Annotated in this window: 14 protein-coding genes; 2 read left to right on the top strand and 12 right to left on the bottom strand. The window is 72.0% G+C overall.

The annotated features are described in order from the left end of the window. Positions 1-172 precede the first annotated feature (172 nt). The 4 genes from G3I42_RS32170 to G3I42_RS38535 form a co-directional block, all read right to left on the bottom strand. Positions 173-1,447: an acyl-CoA dehydrogenase family protein gene (locus G3I42_RS32170; RefSeq protein WP_164291210.1), complete on the bottom strand. Its 1,275-nt coding sequence runs from the start codon at positions 1,445-1,447 to the stop codon at positions 173-175. A 118-nt stretch (positions 1,448-1,565) separates the two neighbouring features. After that, complete coding sequence (locus G3I42_RS32165; protein WP_164291209.1) at positions 1,566-2,132, bottom strand: flavin reductase family protein; 567 nt, start codon at positions 2,130-2,132, stop codon at positions 1,566-1,568. A gap of 32 nt (positions 2,133-2,164) precedes the next feature. Beyond that, the gene (locus G3I42_RS32160) at positions 2,165-3,439 is read right to left on the bottom strand and encodes a CoA transferase (RefSeq protein ID WP_164291208.1); all 1,275 of its coding nucleotides are present in this window, start codon (positions 3,437-3,439) and stop codon (positions 2,165-2,167) included. After that, entirely contained in the window at positions 3,436-3,813 is a 378-nt protein-coding gene (locus G3I42_RS38535) for a cupin domain-containing protein (protein WP_164291207.1), read from the bottom strand. The genes G3I42_RS32160 and G3I42_RS38535 overlap by 4 nt, the downstream gene beginning before the upstream one ends. 390 nt (positions 3,814-4,203) lie before the next feature. Here G3I42_RS38535 and G3I42_RS32150 point away from each other — a divergent pair, with 390 nt between their 5' ends. Then, positions 4,204-4,728 carry a nuclear transport factor 2 family protein gene (locus tag G3I42_RS32150; protein ID WP_164291206.1) on the top strand — a complete coding sequence of 175 codons (525 nt, stop codon included), beginning with the start codon at positions 4,204-4,206 and terminating at the stop codon, positions 4,726-4,728. A 220-nt stretch (positions 4,729-4,948) separates the two neighbouring features. Here the strand turns inward: G3I42_RS32150 and G3I42_RS32145 are convergent, their stop codons facing one another. Next, positions 4,949-6,691, bottom strand: coding sequence for a CocE/NonD family hydrolase (locus G3I42_RS32145; protein ID WP_164291205.1), 1,743 nt, complete (start codon positions 6,689-6,691; stop codon positions 4,949-4,951). Positions 6,692-6,808: 117 nt separating this feature from the next. On the opposite strand from G3I42_RS32145, the gene G3I42_RS32140 reads away from it, so the two are divergent. Continuing rightward, complete coding sequence (locus G3I42_RS32140) at positions 6,809-7,447, top strand: TetR family transcriptional regulator (protein WP_164291204.1); 639 nt, start codon at positions 6,809-6,811, stop codon at positions 7,445-7,447. Between the two features lie 71 nt (positions 7,448-7,518). On the opposite strand, the gene G3I42_RS32135 is transcribed toward G3I42_RS32140, so the two are convergent. The 7 genes from G3I42_RS32135 to G3I42_RS38530 all read right to left on the bottom strand — a co-directional run bounded on the left by G3I42_RS32135 (position 7,519) and on the right by G3I42_RS38530 (position 14,951). Further along, a complete protein-coding gene (locus G3I42_RS32135; protein WP_164291203.1) occupies positions 7,519-8,724 on the bottom strand; it encodes an acyl-CoA dehydrogenase family protein in 1,206 nt (401 codons plus the stop codon). Between the two features lie 35 nt (positions 8,725-8,759). Continuing rightward, positions 8,760-9,323 (bottom strand): flavin reductase family protein, encoded by a 564-nt coding sequence (locus tag G3I42_RS32130; protein ID WP_164291202.1) that lies wholly within the window; start codon positions 9,321-9,323, stop codon positions 8,760-8,762. Between the two features lie 131 nt (positions 9,324-9,454). Further along, complete coding sequence (locus tag G3I42_RS32125; protein WP_164291201.1) at positions 9,455-10,303, bottom strand: ABC transporter ATP-binding protein; 849 nt, start codon at positions 10,301-10,303, stop codon at positions 9,455-9,457. Next, positions 10,300-11,094: an ABC transporter permease gene (locus tag G3I42_RS32120; RefSeq protein WP_164291200.1), complete on the bottom strand. Its 795-nt coding sequence runs from the start codon at positions 11,092-11,094 to the stop codon at positions 10,300-10,302. Before G3I42_RS32120 ends, G3I42_RS32125 begins: the two co-directional genes overlap by 4 nt. Continuing rightward, positions 11,091-11,927, bottom strand: a complete 837-nt coding sequence (locus G3I42_RS32115) for an ABC transporter permease (protein WP_164291199.1) — start codon at positions 11,925-11,927, stop codon at positions 11,091-11,093. Before G3I42_RS32115 ends, G3I42_RS32120 begins: the two co-directional genes overlap by 4 nt. Positions 11,928-11,937: 10 nt before the next feature. Continuing rightward, positions 11,938-12,960 (bottom strand): ABC transporter substrate-binding protein, encoded by a 1,023-nt coding sequence (locus G3I42_RS32110; protein ID WP_164291198.1) that lies wholly within the window; start codon positions 12,958-12,960, stop codon positions 11,938-11,940. Between the two features lie 338 nt (positions 12,961-13,298). Next, positions 13,299-14,951, bottom strand: a complete 1,653-nt coding sequence (locus tag G3I42_RS38530) for a LuxR C-terminal-related transcriptional regulator (protein WP_164291197.1) — start codon at positions 14,949-14,951, stop codon at positions 13,299-13,301. Between the last annotated feature and the right edge of the window lie 41 nt (positions 14,952-14,992).

Raw genomic sequence — 14,992 nt, 5'->3', positions numbered from 1 at the left:
AGGCGCCGCCGCGGGAGCCGCATGCCGGGCCTCGCCGCGTGCTCCTTCGGCGGCCGGCCGGCCCGCCTCGTCCTGCGGTCGCGCGCTCGCCATCCTTCAGCCTCTCTTTTCTGCGCGCTCGTCGGGGCACGAGCGCCGGGGAGCCCACGTCGGGGCACGGGCGCATCGGTGTTCAGGGGGTTTCGGCCGGGGCCGGGGCGGGGGTGAAACGGTCCAGCGTGGTGATGCCCTCGAACCGGTGGGGCCGGGTACCGGCCATCAGCCGTCCGTAGTTCTCCGACAGCGCCTCCAGGTTGAGGGCGCCGTGCAGGGTGATGACGCGGGCGTCGCGCCAGGCGCGCTGTATCGGCTCGCTTTCCATGATCGCGGTCGAGCCGGAGTTCCGTTGCACCAACTCAACAGCCTCCGCGCACCACTTGGCCGCGTAGGCCGTCTCGGCGAGGACGCGGGCGCTGAAGAGTTGCATGTATTCCGGGTCGGCCGGTGTGCCGGCCGCGGCCAGCTCGCCGAGCCGGTCAGTCTCCTCGGCGTTGGCGCGGGTCATCAGCTTCGCGGACTGGATCTTGGAGTGCACCTCGGTGAGCATCAGGTGCGTGAGCGGTGCTTCCAGCTGGTTCGTGTAGGTGGTGCCGCGCACGGCCCGGCCGGCGGAGCGTTCGAGGAACCGCGCCAGGGCTCCTTCCGCGATGCCGATCGACATGCCCGCCATGAGGCTGAAGGACCAGCCGAGCGAAAAAGCCTTCCACAGCGACCCCTTGAGGCCGCTGTCGAGATGTCCCCCTACGACGTCACGGAAGTCGACGCCGCGGTAGTCCGGGACGAACAGCTCCTCCTGGCGCAAGGTCATGGAGACGCTGCCGGTGGCCCGCATCCCGGCGACCTTCCAGTCGTCGAGGAAGTGGAGTTCGTCGCGCGGAACCTGGACGGCCACGAGGTAGGGGCCCTCGCCGTCGTCGGCGATGCACCCGAGGTTGGTGAAGGGTGCCCACAGAGCGTCGCTCCCGAAGGTCCACGGGCCGCCGGAGACGATCCAGCCGCCCTCGACGCGCCTCACGCGTCCCCGGGACGCCGGGAAGTGGCTGGAGCCGGCGACGCGGGGCCCCACCCACGGAGGGCCGTAGACCTCCGCGACGACCCGGGCGCCCGAACCGACGGGTATCCAGTGCGTCGAGACTCCCGCCCACACGCTCCAGCCGCACGAGCCGTCCCACTGGGAGACTTCGGTGACGACGTCCAGCTGCTGGCGTACGGTCAGCTCGTCGCCGCCGAACTCGGCGGGGCTGCCGATGTTGAAGGCGCCGGTGGCGTCCAGGTCGGCGATGGTCTCGTCCGTATGACGGCCCGCACGCTCCGCCTCGGCGGCGCGCTCCCGCAGCGTGGGGCCGAGCGCGCGGACCCTTTCGAGGATCGAGTTCAGTTTCTCGGACGTGTCGTGTGGTGCGGCCATCGTCGTCATCTCCTGTGTCACACGTGCGGGTGGTGCTTCACTGCGGGCCGGCCGCGGGCCTGTGCGAGGCCGTACGCGAACGGGGCGGCGGCGTGGCCCCTGGTTCGGGCTGGAGCGTTCAGAGGCTGGCCAGGCGCCGGTACTTGCTGCCGTGGAAGACGAGCGGGGCGGTGTCGGGGGCGGCGCTGAGACCGTGCACCTGGAGCAGCACGATGTTGTGGTCCCCGCAGGTGACCTCCTCGCGGACCGTGCAGTCCAGCCACAGCGTGGCGCCTTCCACGAAGACACCGCCGCTCGCGGAGGCGCACCAGTCCACCCCGGCGAAACGGTCACCACTCCTGCTCGCCAGTCGGCCGCAGATCTCGTCCTGGCCTTCGGCGAGCACGCTCACTCCCAGCCGGGGCAGAGCCCGCAGCTTCGGCCACGTCGTGGAGGTGTGCTGCACACAGACCGACACGAGCGGCGGGTCCATCGAGACGGAGGTGAAGGAGCTGGCGGCGAGGCCCAGGGGGTGACCGCCGCGACGGGCGCAGAGGGCGGTGACTCCGGAGGGGAAGCACCCGAAGGCCCGGCGCAGTTGCTCGGTGGCGTTCACGGACTCGATCTCACGCACGGCGGTGTCCCCCTGCTCCGGCCTGTTTCCCGCTGCTCGCGGCTGCGTCGGATCGGACAGCACGGATGGCATCAGACGTACTCCTGTGGTGTGGTGGGCGTCGGTCACAATCTCGTCCCGTACTGGCCCCGGCTCGGACTCCGACGGCTCGCGACGCCCCGCGCCGCGACGGTCGCCTCGTCCGGCCGATCCTGGCGAGGCGTGTCCAGCCACTTCCGGATGGCGTCCGCATCGGCGTTCAGGAGGGGCGGCGGGCGGTGCGCGGTGCGCGTCGACTCCGTCTCCGTCCCCGCGGCGTCGACCGTGAACATCCGCAGGGCCGATCCCGGCAGGGAGATCTTCCCGAGGCTCTCGTGCTCGACATCGACGAGGAGCCGCTGCGAGCGGGTCTGCTCCCACTCGTACACCTCGTCGAGGGTGCGGACGCGACCGGCCGGGATACCCACGTCATTGAGTTTTCGCAGGAGTTCGTCCGCACCCAGGGGGGCGAAAGCGGCTTCGAGCAGTGCGGTGAGGCTGTCCCGGTGTGCCACCCGGTCGGCGTTCCCCGCGTACCGCGGATCGTCGGCCGGGAGCCCGAAGGCGGCGCACAGCCGGTGCCACATGGCGTCGTTACCGCAGGCGATCTGGACACTCCCGCCGGCACACCGGAAGAGCCCGTACGGGGCGATCGTCGGGTGGTGGTTCCCCTGTGCGGTCCCCCGTTCACCGGCGACCGTCCATCGGGTGCCCTGGAAGGCGTGGGCCGCGACCACCGAGGCGAGCAACGAGGTGCGGACGATCTGGCCGCGGCCGGTGCGGTCGCGTTCCCGCAGCGCCGCCAGCACCCCGAAGGCGCCGTTCATGCCGGCCAGCAGGTCGGCGATCGGAACCCCGACCCGTTGGGGATGCGCCGCGTCCGGGCCGGTGAGGGACATCAGCCCGGCCTCGCCCTGCGCGATCTGGTCGTACCCCGCACGGGCGGCCTCGGGACCGTCGTGGCCGAAACCGCTGATCGAGAGCACCACCAGGCGGGGGTTGAGCGCCATCAGCCGCTCGGCGCCGAAACCCAGCCGCCGCAACGCCCCCGGCTTGTAGTTCTCCAGGAGAACGTCGGCCCGCTCGATGAGCCCGGCCAGCACGTGCGCGTCGCCCTCGGCCTTCAGGTCGAGCGTGATCGACTCCTTGTTCCTGTTGCAGGACAGGAAGTACGTCGACTCGGCGGCGCCCCCGTCCTCAGCGGCCACGAAGGGCGGCCCCCACGACCGGGTGTCGTCCCCGGCGGGACTCTCGACCTTGACCACCCGGGCACCGAGGTCGCCGAGCATCATCGCGGCCTGCGGCCCCGCGAGGGCGCGGGTGAGGTCCACGACGAGCAGTCCGGCGAGCGGCCCCGTCACGACCGACGCCCCGTCGGGCTCGTCGCCGCGCCGGCCTGCCGGGGCCTCACCACCAGCATGCTCGCGGGCAGGTTCGTACGGTTGTCGACGCGGCGGACCGTCCCCGCCGTGAGCCGCGCCCCGTCGAAGGCCCGCAGCTCGTGGGAGGTGCCGTCGGCGTCCGTGAGCGTCAAGGTGCCGGTCACCACGACGTAGAGCGTCTCCGCGGGGACCGGCGACAGGTCGGCGCCTCCGCCGGGGAGGTAATGGGAGAGGGCGACGGTCACCGCGCCTTCGTAGGAATCTCCTCCGAAGAGGTGGACGGGGGCGACTCCGTGGTGACCGGCGGGCTCGAAGCGTTGCGCCTGCGTGAGCCGGGTGATGTCTGTGGGCACGATCGGGACACTCGTTTCTTACGGGGCGGGGCGGGCGCTCGCGGCTCGATCCCAGGGGAAAGGGGAGAGGAGCGGAGGGGATTGCCGTCACGGCACCGTAGGAGCAGCCGACAGAACTGTCAACATTTTCGGGCCGTTTACGAGTAGGTAATGAGGGCGGAGCCCCAAAAAAGCTCATCCCACCCGCCGTTCAGCAGGGAAGACGACGCAAGCTCTGGATCAAAGTGTTGACACCTTCTGGCGGCCGTCCAAAGATGATGCTTCGAGCCGAAGAGCGTGTCCCACCCGCACGCGGCACCGCGCTCGGTCGCCGTACTCCGCCCGCCCGGAGCAGGGGTTCCGGCCACTGAGCACCACATTTCAGCGACTTCGAGGACGTGGAGCGCAACCATGCTTGAGCACGACAAAGCTGCTGTCATCGAGATCATCAATCTCTACGGTCTGGCGCTCGACGCCCACCAGTGGGATCTTTTCGACCTCGTCTTCACCGACGACGTCACGGCGGAATTCGGCCCGGCCGGAGCCGGATGGCACGGACTCACCGAGTTCAAGCGCTCGTTCGCCGAGTTCCACGACCGGCTGGACGGCCACCAGCACACGATGATGGGCCATGTGGTCCACATCGACGGCGACAAGGGCAACGCGTTCAGCTACGGCAACTGGCTTCTCGTGCGCGAGGCGGCGCAGGGCGGCCCGACGTGGCAGGGCACGGGCTGGTACGACGACGAGCTCGTCCGGACCGGGCAGGGGTGGCGGATTCGGCGGCGCGTGTGCCGGCTCATGTCCTGGTCGGGCAACCCCTTGGTGCCCGAGCCGCACGCCGAGCACCAGCCCGACATGAAGACGAACGTGCTGCGCGAGCACAGCGACGCGGGACGGATCGAGTTCCTCAAGGCGGTCCGGCGCGGCAGGTGACGAAGTCGCGGGGCACGTCCGGCCGGTGAGGCCGGACGGGCCCCGTCCCGCGTCGCGCCTGCCGCCGCTCGACGCCCCGCGCCGGGCCTGCCGCCTCTCGACGGCCGGCCCCCTGGGTTTGCGTACGGACCGCCGCCACCGGACTCGACGCCCGTACCGGCTACGGGCTGCCCCGCGGCCGTCCCCTGTCACGGGAGCGGCGCGGGACAGCCCGTGAGGCTTACGCGGTTTTGACGGGGAGCTGGAGGTACGAGGCGTGGTCCCCTCCGGTGTGGACGATGTGCCGTCCGCTGTTGGCGGGTACGTACTCGCGGTTTCCGGGCATCATCGTGCCGAGCAGGGAGCGGCCGCTGATGACGAGGCGGAGCTGTTCGCCCGCGTGGAAGGCGAGCCCGACCGGGAGCAGTTCGATCTCCACCTCGACCACCTCGCCGGGAGCGAGCTTCTCGACCCGGTCGAAGGTGTGGGCGGGCACCTCGTCGGTGGACAGCGCCGGGTCCAGGTGGCGCATCGAGACGCGCAGGCGCCCGTCGGACCCCTTGTAGCGCAGGATCGAGGCGCCCCGTTCCGTGACGTCCTGGATCAACGCCCCCTGGTTGGGCACGGTGAACTCCTGCAACGGCGTGCCGTACGCGTCGAGTTTCTGGACGAGGAGGAACAGGTCCATGTCGTCGGACCCATCGGCCTCCACCCAGAGCCGCGCCTTGGGGTACCCGACCAGCAAGGTCTCCCGGTCGAAGCGCGTCACGAAGGACACGGTGTCCGGGTTGGCCCCGACGACGTAGGCGGCCTCCGCTTCCTCCGGGGGCGCTGTCGTGACCAGTGTCCGCGAACGGCCGTCCAGGTAGTACGTGGTGGAGGTGACATCCGTGGGCGGGAACTGGGTGGCCGGGACGTTGACCCGGTCCCCGCCTTCGAGATCGAGGACGGAGTAGCGCACCCTCGGTGTCTGCTCCCAGCCGTTGTCCACGCCCTTGAGGAAGTGGTCGAAGAACCCCCGCAGGTCCTCCCGGTTCTCCTCGTCGTAGTAGTCGGGCCACTCCTGGCTGTTGTGGACGCGCAGCCACTTCTGCTCGGAGGCCATGCGGCGCCAGGCACGGAAGGTGCCGGCGGTGTGCAGGGTGTTGGAGTAGCTGGCGACGACGTAGGCGGGAACGGTGATGTTCTCGAACGCGGGGATCTTGTTCTCCCACAGGCCGTCCATCAGCGGGTGCCGCTCGGCCTCGGAGAGGATGTCCTCCTTCTGCCCCTTCCCGAGGAAGCTGTTCTCCTGGAGCTGCTGCGCGAAGCCCGTGTCGGGCATGCCGCCGCGCATCACCAGGTCCCGGTAGACGTCGCTCACGCCTTCCCACGGGTTGATCGCCGCGAGGTGGGGAGGCTGTTCGGCCGCCGTGAACCACTGCGAGACCGCGAGGTAGGACGTTCCGCTCATCGCGACCTTGCCGGTGCACCAGTCCTGCACGCCGAGCCACTCGACGAGGTCGTAGCAGTCCCGCCCCTCCTGCCGGTCCCACAGGACGCTGTCGCCCTCGCAGTGGGCGATGCCCCGGATGTCCGGGTTGCAGATCGCGTAACCCCGCGCACACCAGTAGGCGGGGTCCGGGCCCTCGAACTTCTCCAGTCCGGAGACGATCCCGTTGTCCAGCCCCACCATGCCGAAGATGCCCATCAGGCTGGCGGAGGTGCCCTGGCCCTTGCCGTAGGGGCTCCAGGCCACGATGACGGGCACCTTCTCGGTCCCCGCCGGGCGGAAGACGTCCACGTAGATCGTGACGCCGTCGCGCAGCGTGACCGGGACGTCCTTGTCGAAGACGATGTCGCTGGTCAGCGGCTTGAACGGCGGCGCGATCCGGAAACCCGCTTCGAGCGTGCGCGTACCCGGCTCGAAGTCGCTCAGGATTCCGTACCGCGCACCCGGTTCCAGGGGACGGGACGGCACGAACAGCTTCTGGTCGTCGCTCACGGCGAACACCTCGTCTCTTCCGCCCGCGCACGGGCTCCGGCAGTGGTGCGAGCGTAGGCGCGGCGGCCACACTTCTCAACACGTGTTGAGACATCGTTCGAAGGTAAATTCGCGGTCATGACCGCACGCGCGAACCCCGCACCTCCACTCCGCGGACGCCGAAGGGGAGCGAACGCCACCCGGCAGGCGATACTCGACGCCGCCCGGGCACGCTTCGCGGCGGACGGCTTCACGGCCACCACGATCCGGCGCGTGGCCGCCGACGCCGGGGTGGACGCCTCGCTGGTGATGCAGTATTTCCAGTCGAAGAACGAGTTGTTCGCCGCCGTGATGTCCGTGCCCGTGAGCGCCCTGGGACACTTCAGCGCCGCGTTCGAGGGGACGGACGAGGGCCTGGGCGCACGGGTCGTACGGGCCTTCCTCGACGTGTTCGAGACCGACGCCCGGAGTTCGGCGCCCCTCATGGCGATGCTCCGGGGCGCCATCGTCAACGAGCAGGCGAACGAGCAACTGCGCGAATTCCTCCAGGAGCGCCTGCTGGTCGGCGCCCGCGCGACCCGCGCCGTCGACGAGGAGGCGGTCCTGCGGGTGGGAATCGTCTCGTCGATGCTCGTGGGCCTGGTGATGGGCCGGAACATCGTCGGCGTCCCCGCACTGACGGCGGCAGAACGCGAAACCCTCGTCACCCTCGTTGGCCCCGCCGTCCAGAACGTCCTCGCCCCACCCGGGCGTTCGCAGCCCCGCGAAGCCTCCTGACGCGCGAACGCCTCAGGGCCGGCACCGGATCTCTCCGGTACCGGCCCTGAGAAGCCGCACCCGCACCCCGCTTACACCATGCGCCGGTTCTCCGCCGTCTGGAGGCCGAGGACGAACTCGGCGTGGCTCTCGAAGCCGGCCTCGGACATCACTCCGTGCGCGGAGATGGTGTTGAGGTCGCGTACGAGTTTGCCGAAGACCGAGCCTTCGAGAATCGCCGCCGCGCCCGCGTGCCGGAAGACGCGGGTGGCGACGTCGACGGCGGTCTTCGCGGCGAGTGAGGCGGTGGTCTGCATACGGTCCAGGAGCGGCAGTTCGGCCCGCTCGCCGCGGCCGACGACCTCGTCCACCTCGGTCAGGGTCTCCAGGCAGAGGCTGCGCGCGGCGCGCACCCGCGCGTCGAGTTCGCCCAGCTCCCGCTGGAACCAGGTGAGTTCGGACAGGGCGGGCGGCCGGCTGAGATTGATACGGCTGCCGCGGCGGATGCGGGGCGCCGCCTCGACGATCTCGTCGAGCGCCCGGCGGGCGGCGCCGAGGACCATGCCGGGATGCATCTGGAGGACATACGGGACCATGCCGAGCCGGGCGAGCGGCGTGTCCTGGCGTCGCCCATAGCCCATGGGGTCGTAGATCAGCTCATCGGGCACGTAGGCCCCTTCGACGGCGAAGCTGCTGCTGCCCGTGCCGCGCATGCCGAGGACCCGCCAGTCGTCGAGCACCTGGATGTCCGCCTTCGGCAGGATCGCGGCGCGGCGCACGGGGCGTCCCTCGGTGTCGTCGACGAGGAAGGTGGCTCCCACGTAGTCGGCGTGGTGGAGTCCGCTGACGAAGTCCCAGCGGCCGGTGACGCGGTAGCCGCCCTCGGCCCGCTCGGCGGTGCCCGGCTTGAGCGAGGCGGCTTTGAGGGCGAGTCCCCGGCCGAAGAGCCGGCGGGCGGTGGCGGGGGGGACGACGGTGGCGAGTTCGCCCGCGCCCTCCAGGAGGATGGTGGCCGTCCAGGCGGTGGCAGGGTCGATGTGGCCGATCCGCTCGATGATCTCGAAGGCGGTCACGGCACCGACCACGTTGCCGCCGAGGTCGTCGGGGGTCATGATGCCGAGCAGCCCGGAGGACTTGAGCGCGGCGGCGGAGCGGTCGCTGAGCCGGCGTTGTTCCTCCGACTCCGCGGCGCCGAGGGCGAGTTCCTCGCGGATCGCCTCGACGGCGGCGAGGGCGTGGGCGCGGCGGGCGGCGGGTTCGGCGGGCCAGGCGGTGGGCGCCGGGGCGTACGTGGTCATGGGCGGTTCCTTCTCAGGAGTGGGCGGTGGCGGGCTCAGGAACGGGCGGTGACGGGGCGCGCCGGCAGGGGCTGGTGGGTGCCGAAGCGCCGGTTCTGGTAGGCGAGGGTCGGGGCCTGGCGGGTACCGGCGGCGCGCACTGTGGCGAGGACGAGGACGTGGTCGCCGCCCTCGACCAGGGTGGTGGCCTCGCACTCCAGCCAGACCGGGGCCTCGCTGAGCCGGGGCAGTCCGTTCTCGTGGTGCCAGCGCACCGCTGCGAAGCGGTCGGTGCCGGAGGTGGCGAAGGTGAGGGCGAGCTGGTGGTCGTCGGCGCCCAGGAGGCACACGCCGAGCCTGCCGGTGGCGCGCACGGCCGGCAGGAGGCTGGAGCGCCGGTCGAGGGCGATGGTGACCATGGGCGGGTCGAGGGACAGGGAGGCGAAAGCGCTCACGGTCACCCCGCAGGGGCTGCCGTCCGCGCGCCGCGCGGTGACCACGGTGACCGGTGAGCACAGCGCGGCCATCGCGTCCTTGAAGTCGGCCGACGGTGCGTGCCCGGGGGCGTCGTGGTGCGGTGGCGCGGTGGCGGACGTGGTGGTCCTCCCGGTGGCGGACATGGAGATCCTCCCCTTTCCTGGCTTCGTGGTGCGGGCCGTCCGCCCATCGTGGAGCGCGGGGCCGGGCCCGCTCATCCCCGGAATCCGGTATCCCTCGCCGGTACGGGGGCGCGAGTGCTACCGGTACCTGGTCACTTCCCGTCCCCCGCCCGGGCGGGCCTGCGGACGAGTCCGAGGACGTGGGCGCGCAGCTCGGCGAAGGCGGGCAGCAGTTTCGTGGCCATCTGCTCGCGCTCCGTTCCCAGGTCGACGGGGACGATCTCGCTGACGGTGGTCGGGGCGCCGGAGAGGACCACGACACGGTCGGCGAGGTAGACCGCCTCGTCCATGTCGTGGGTGACCAGGAGCACGGTCATGCCGAGCCGGCGTTGCAGCCGCAGGGTGAGGTCCTCCAGGTCGGCGCGGGTCTGCGCGTCGACGGACGCGAAGGGTTCGTCCATGACGAGGACGCGCGGGGCGCAGGCGAGGGCGCGGGCGATGGCGGCGCGCTGCTGCATCCCGCCGGACATCTGCCAGGGGTAGAGGCGTCCGGCCTCGGCGAGCCCCACGGCCGCAAGGGCTTCGCGGGCGGCGGCCAGGCGGGTCGCGGCCCGGCTCCCCCGCTGTCGCAGGGGCAGTTGGACGTTGTCGAGGACGCTCATCCAGGGCAGCAGGGAGCGCGAGTAGTCCTGGAAGACGAGGGCGAGCCCCTCGGGTGGGGCGTGTACGGGGGTGCCGTCGAGCCGGACCTCGCCGGAGTCGGGGTCGAGCAGTCCCGCGAGACAGCGCAGCAGGGTGGTCTTGCCGGCGCCGGAGGGGCCGACGACGGTGACGAACTCGCCTTCCCCGACGGCGAAGTGGATGCCGCCGAGTACCTGCCGGGCGGTGTCCCCGCCGCCGTAGGACTTGGTGATGCCGCGTACTTCGAGGAGAGGGTCTGCTGTCGTGGCGCCCGGGGCCGTGGTGGTGCCGGTGGTGGTGCGTGCCGTGGGTGCGGTCATGAGGGGAGGTCTCCGTTTCCGGCGGCGCGCTGACCGGTGTACCAGCGCAGCAGGCGCGATTCGAGGGCGCGGAAGGCGAGGTTGCTCGCGTAGCCGAGGATGCCGAGGAGCAGGAGGGAGGCCCACATCTCGGGGATGTCGAAGGTGCGCTGGGACTGGAGTTGCAGGTAGCCGATGCCGTGCGTCGACGCGGTGTACTCGCTCGCGATGATGAGGACGACGCCGAGGGCGACGCTGACCCGGGCGCCGGCCAGGATCTGCGGCGCCGCGCCGGGCAGGACGACGCGCAGCAGCCGGGTGCCGCGCGGCAGCCGGTAGCTGTCGGCCATGGCCTCGACGGTCGGGTCGAGGGACCGTACGCCGTCCACGGTGCCGAGCAGGATGGGCCACACGGTCCCGTACGCGATGAGCGCGGCCTTCATGCCGTCCCCGGTGCCGAGCAGGACGAGGGCGACGGGGACGAGGGCGATGCCGGGGACAGCGCGCAGGAACTCCAGAACAGGCCGGGCGGCGTCGTAGAGCCGTCCGGCGCGGCCGAGGAGCAGGCCGAGACCGATACCGGCGACGGTGGCGAGCAGGAGTCCGGCGAACAGGTTGAGGACACTGGGCAGGGCGTCGGAGCCGAGCCGGTCGAAGAGCCACAAGTCCTTGAAAGCGCTCAGGATTTCGGGGAGCGGGGGGAAGAAGAAGGAGTGGTGCCGCACGGTGACGGTCCACAGGGCGGCGGTCAGCACGGCGGGCAGCCATAGTTCGTGCGCCGCGGCGCGCAGCAGCTGGGCGAGGCGGTTCACCGGCGGGCCCCCTCTCGGTGGGCGGGCGCCCAAGGCAGGGCAAGGCGTTCGGCCGTCATCAGGAGGCTGTTGAGGGCGACGCCGAGGAGTCCCGCGACAACGAGGAGCGCGAACATACGGTCGATCGCGCCGGCCTGCTGGGCGCGAGAGAGTTCGTCGCCGATGCCGGGCGCCGCGCCGAGGTACTCGCCCGCGGTGGTGAGCATGAGGGCGAGGACGGCGCAGTTGCGCACCCCGGTGACGAGGAAGGGGAGCGCGGAGGGCAGCACGAGGTGGCGGACGCGGCGGTGGGCGGGCAGCCGGAAGGTGCGGAAGGTGTCGGCGGCGACGGGGTCGACGTGCCGCACGCCGTCGACGGTCGCGGTGAGCAGTGGCCAGAACGCCCCGGAGACGACGAGGACGAGCTTCATCGTCATCGTCGAGCCGAGAGTGAGCAGCAGTACGGGGCACAGGGCGACGGCGGGAATGGTGCGCAGGAAGTCGATGAGCAGCCGGGTGGCGCGGGTGAGGAACCGTGAGGTGCCGATGAGGAGACCGGCGGGCACCGCGAGGGCCGTGCACAGCAGCAGTCCCGTGCCCCAGCCGAGCGCGGTCTGCCCGAGGGCGTGCCAGAATCCGCCGCTCCCCGCCAGGGTGCGCAGCGCGGCGGCGGTGTCCCGCGCGGTGGGGACGGAACTGGGCGGCAGCAGTTCGACGCGTACGGCCAGTTCCCAGGCGAGCACGGCGGCGGCGGCGAAGGCGAGCTGGGTGAGGGGCCTGCGGTACGGGAGCGGGGTGCGGGCGGGCCGGGCCGGGGCGGCGGGCGGGCCGAGGGTCTGGGGCGAGGTGGTCATGCCGTTCCTTTCAGCTCAGCAGCTCGTCGACGTCGACGGGCCGGGAGAGGAACCGGTAGCGCTCCATGAGATCGGTCCACACCTTGAGCGAGGACCGGGGCGTGGAGGCGTCGAAGACGGGCAGTTTCATCGTGGCGATGAGCTTCTTCGGCATGGGGCTGAGGGCGGAGAGACCTTGGCGCACGGCGTCGGGATGGGCGGCGGCGTAGGCGATTCCCTTGTCGAGGGCGCGCCGGAAGCCGCGGACGACCTCTGGGTTCTTCCGCTCGAAGACGGAGGAGGTGGCCACGGCCATCTGCATTCCGCGCGGGGCGGCCTCGGCGCCGGGTGCCATGAGGCGTACGGCGCCCTGGGCGAGGGCGGTGGTGTCGAAGGGGGAGATCGTGCTCATGGCGTCGATGCGGCCCTTGACGAGGGCGGCGGTCATGTCGGACAGCGGCATCTCCAGGATCTTGACCCGGTCGCTGTCGGCGCCCGCCTTGTCGAGGGCCGCCCGCAGGGCGACTTCCCCGCCGCCCTTGAGCTGGCCGACGGCGACGGTGCGGCCGTTGAGGTCGGCGGGCTTCCTCACCGGCCCGTTCCGCATGACGAGGAGTCCGCCGCTGTCGTCCTCGGGCCGGGCGGCGGCCTTGCTGACGCCGCCGATCACATGGACGGGCAGGCCCTTCGCGTACGCGGAGACGACGCCTGCGGTCTCGCACAGCGCGAACTGGTCGGTGCCGTTGATGAGGTTGGTGAGCAGGGCGCCCGCGCTGGTCTCGTCGGCGCGGGCGTCGATGCCCTCGTCGCGGAACCAGCCCTTGTCGAGGGCGAGGGTGAAGGCGACGGCGTCGACGACCGGGAGGTGCCCGACGTGGACGACGGCGAGCCCGTCGTGCCGGCGCAGTTCCTGCGAGGGCCCGCAGCCGACGAGCGCGGTGAGAGCGAGGAGGGCCGCGGCGGCGGCCAGAGGGCGGAGACGGCGGCGGGCCGCGGTCCCGCGGTCCGGGGCGGGGGTCGGCAGGGGTGGCGGACAGTGTGCCCGGTGGTCCATCCGGCGATCCTTCCGGTCGACGCCCACCGCCTTCGCGGTGCCCGGCAGGGCGCGGCGAGACAGGCGGGGGCGGTACGGGGAAGTCGGGAGGGGTTCCGACAGACGAAGCGTGCTGCCAGGGGCCGGGGGGTGACAATGACGAGAACTCGGTATTCCGCACGGCCGGAAGCGGACCGCCGGAAGTCCTGTGCGTGAATCGTTCGTGTCGGCCGTGTGACCTGGCCCGCGGCAGGCGTGTCCCCCATGGCCCGTCACAGGAACTGGTCACTTCCGCCCCGTCACAGGAACTGGTCACTTCCGGACGGGTACGGGTACGGGACGCGGTGGGCGCTGTCCGGTCAGTCGTCCAGGAGCCCCGAGCGGATGGCGTGGGCGGTGGCCTCGGCGCGGCTGGAGACGCCGATCTTCCGGTAGAGGTTGCTGATGTGACGGCCCACCGTCTCCACGCTGATGAACAGTTCGGCGCCGATGGCGCGGCTCGTCGCGCCCGAGGCGATGAGCCGCAGCACCTGGGCCTCGCGACCGGTCAGCCCGTCGGGGTGGCGCTTGCGGCGTTCCCTGCGCGGGCCGGGCACACGTTTCGCGGAGAGCAGCGGCGGCACCTCGGTGAGGACGTCGCCGACCGTGAGCGCGGCCCCCTCGGCGCACAGCCGCTCGAAGTCGGGGCGGGGCAGACTCCACTCGATGCTGTTCAAGTCGATGGCGCGGGCCGGGAACTCGGTCCAGCCGTCCAGGGTGAGCCGGGCGCGCACCGCCCGTGACAGGCCCACGAGCCGTGCGGCGTACGGGGTTTCACCGAGATCGTCGAGGCAGGCGGCGAGCCCTTCGAGACACCACACGTACCGCGGCCGGGCCCCGATGCCCTCCACGAGCCGCAGGCTGTCGAGGTGGTGGCCGCCCGCCACGGCCGCCTCGCCGCGAGCGAGCCGGACATCGGCGAGGAGGTTGAGGAAGACCGAGGCGTTCCAGTCGTCGCCGCCCCGTTGCGCGAGCGCGAGCCCTTCGCCGAGCAGCGCGAGAGCCTGCACCTGGTGCCCCTCCTCGTGCAGCATGCGGCCCAGCTGCTGGTAAGGGACGTGGGTCCAGGTGCTCTCGCCCAGTTCCCTGAACCCGCGCACGGCCTCGTCGAGTGCGGCCCTCGCGAGCGCGCGGTGCTCCTCGGTCGCGGCCGCCGAGGCCCCGAGCAGGCTGCGGGCGCGCGCCGCCCACCAGCGGTCCTCCGCCGCGTCGAGTACGGCGATGGCCTCCCGGTAGAGGGGTTCGGCGCGGTCGAAGCCGTGCGCTTCGAAGACTGCGGCGCCGAGGTCCACGAGAGTCCTGGCGCGCGCGGTCCTGTCCCCCGCGGCCTCCCAGTCGTCGGCGCACTCCTGGAGCGCGGTCAGCGCGTGGGCGTAGGAGCTGGCGGCCCCGGTGAGCACGGCGTGCGCCTCGCGGGCGCGCAGCCGGGCGGTGCCCTCGCCGGGCGAGGGCAGGGCGAGCACCTCGTCGAGCAGGGCGATGCCCTCCCGCAGCCGCCCCCTGGCGAGCCAGTGACCGCGCAGGGCCGCGGCCACGTCGAGGGCGAGGGGGTCGGCGGAGTCGATGAGGTGGCGCAGGGCGGCCCGTACGTCCCGTGCTTCCTCCTCGACACGCCGGGCCCAGCTCTCTGCCCCCTCTCCGTGGGCCGCGTGCCCGTCCAGGACGCGCGCGCCGAAGTGGCGGGCGTGCGCGTCGCGCACGGCGTCGGCGCCGTCCGTTCCGGCGTCCTCGCGCAGCAGGCGGCGCGCGTACTCGCGTACGAGCGCGGGCATCCGGAAGCCGGCACCGGCACCGCGCCCGGTCGGGTGCAGCAGTTCGTGGGCGACCAGTTCGCCGATGCCTTCCCACAGCGGCTCCTCGGCCGCGTCCCCGGCGGGTTCTCCCCCGTCGCGGTCCCCGCCGCCGTCGATGACGCCTTCGGTGCCGCCAAGCACCTCGGCGGCCGCCTCGTAAGTGAAGTGGTCCTCGAACACGCCGGTACGGGCGAGAAGCCGACGGCCCCGCGGGGAGAGCG

The organism is Streptomyces sp. SID11385 (assembly GCF_010548245.1).
Classification (GTDB): domain Bacteria; phylum Actinomycetota; class Actinomycetes; order Streptomycetales; family Streptomycetaceae; genus Streptomyces.
Note: the sequence above shows the minus strand (reverse complement) of the source record. Positions and strands in the feature narration are given on the sequence as shown.

What these genes read in the sequence shown, in the direction of transcription:
- G3I42_RS32170 (WP_164291210.1), bottom strand. Translation starts at nt 1,447, where the DNA reads ATGGCCGCACCACACGACACGTCCGAGAAACTGAACTCGATCCTCGAA.
- G3I42_RS32150 (WP_164291206.1), top strand. Translation starts at nt 4,204, where the DNA reads ATGCTTGAGCACGACAAAGCTGCTGTCATCGAGATCATCAATCTCTAC.
- G3I42_RS32165 (WP_164291209.1), bottom strand. Translation starts at nt 2,132, where the DNA reads ATGCCATCCGTGCTGTCCGATCCGACGCAGCCGCGAGCAGCGGGAAAC.
- G3I42_RS32130 (WP_164291202.1), bottom strand. Translation starts at nt 9,323, where the DNA reads ATGTCCGCCACCGGGAGGACCACCACGTCCGCCACCGCGCCACCGCAC.
- G3I42_RS32125 (WP_164291201.1), bottom strand. Translation starts at nt 10,303, where the DNA reads ATGACCGCACCCACGGCACGCACCACCACCGGCACCACCACGGCCCCG.
- G3I42_RS32135 (WP_164291203.1), bottom strand. Translation starts at nt 8,724, where the DNA reads ATGACCACGTACGCCCCGGCGCCCACCGCCTGGCCCGCCGAACCCGCC.
- G3I42_RS32140 (WP_164291204.1), top strand. Translation starts at nt 6,809, where the DNA reads ATGACCGCACGCGCGAACCCCGCACCTCCACTCCGCGGACGCCGAAGG.
- G3I42_RS32115 (WP_164291199.1), bottom strand. Translation starts at nt 11,927, where the DNA reads ATGACCACCTCGCCCCAGACCCTCGGCCCGCCCGCCGCCCCGGCCCGG.
- G3I42_RS32110 (WP_164291198.1), bottom strand. Translation starts at nt 12,960, where the DNA reads ATGGACCACCGGGCACACTGTCCGCCACCCCTGCCGACCCCCGCCCCG.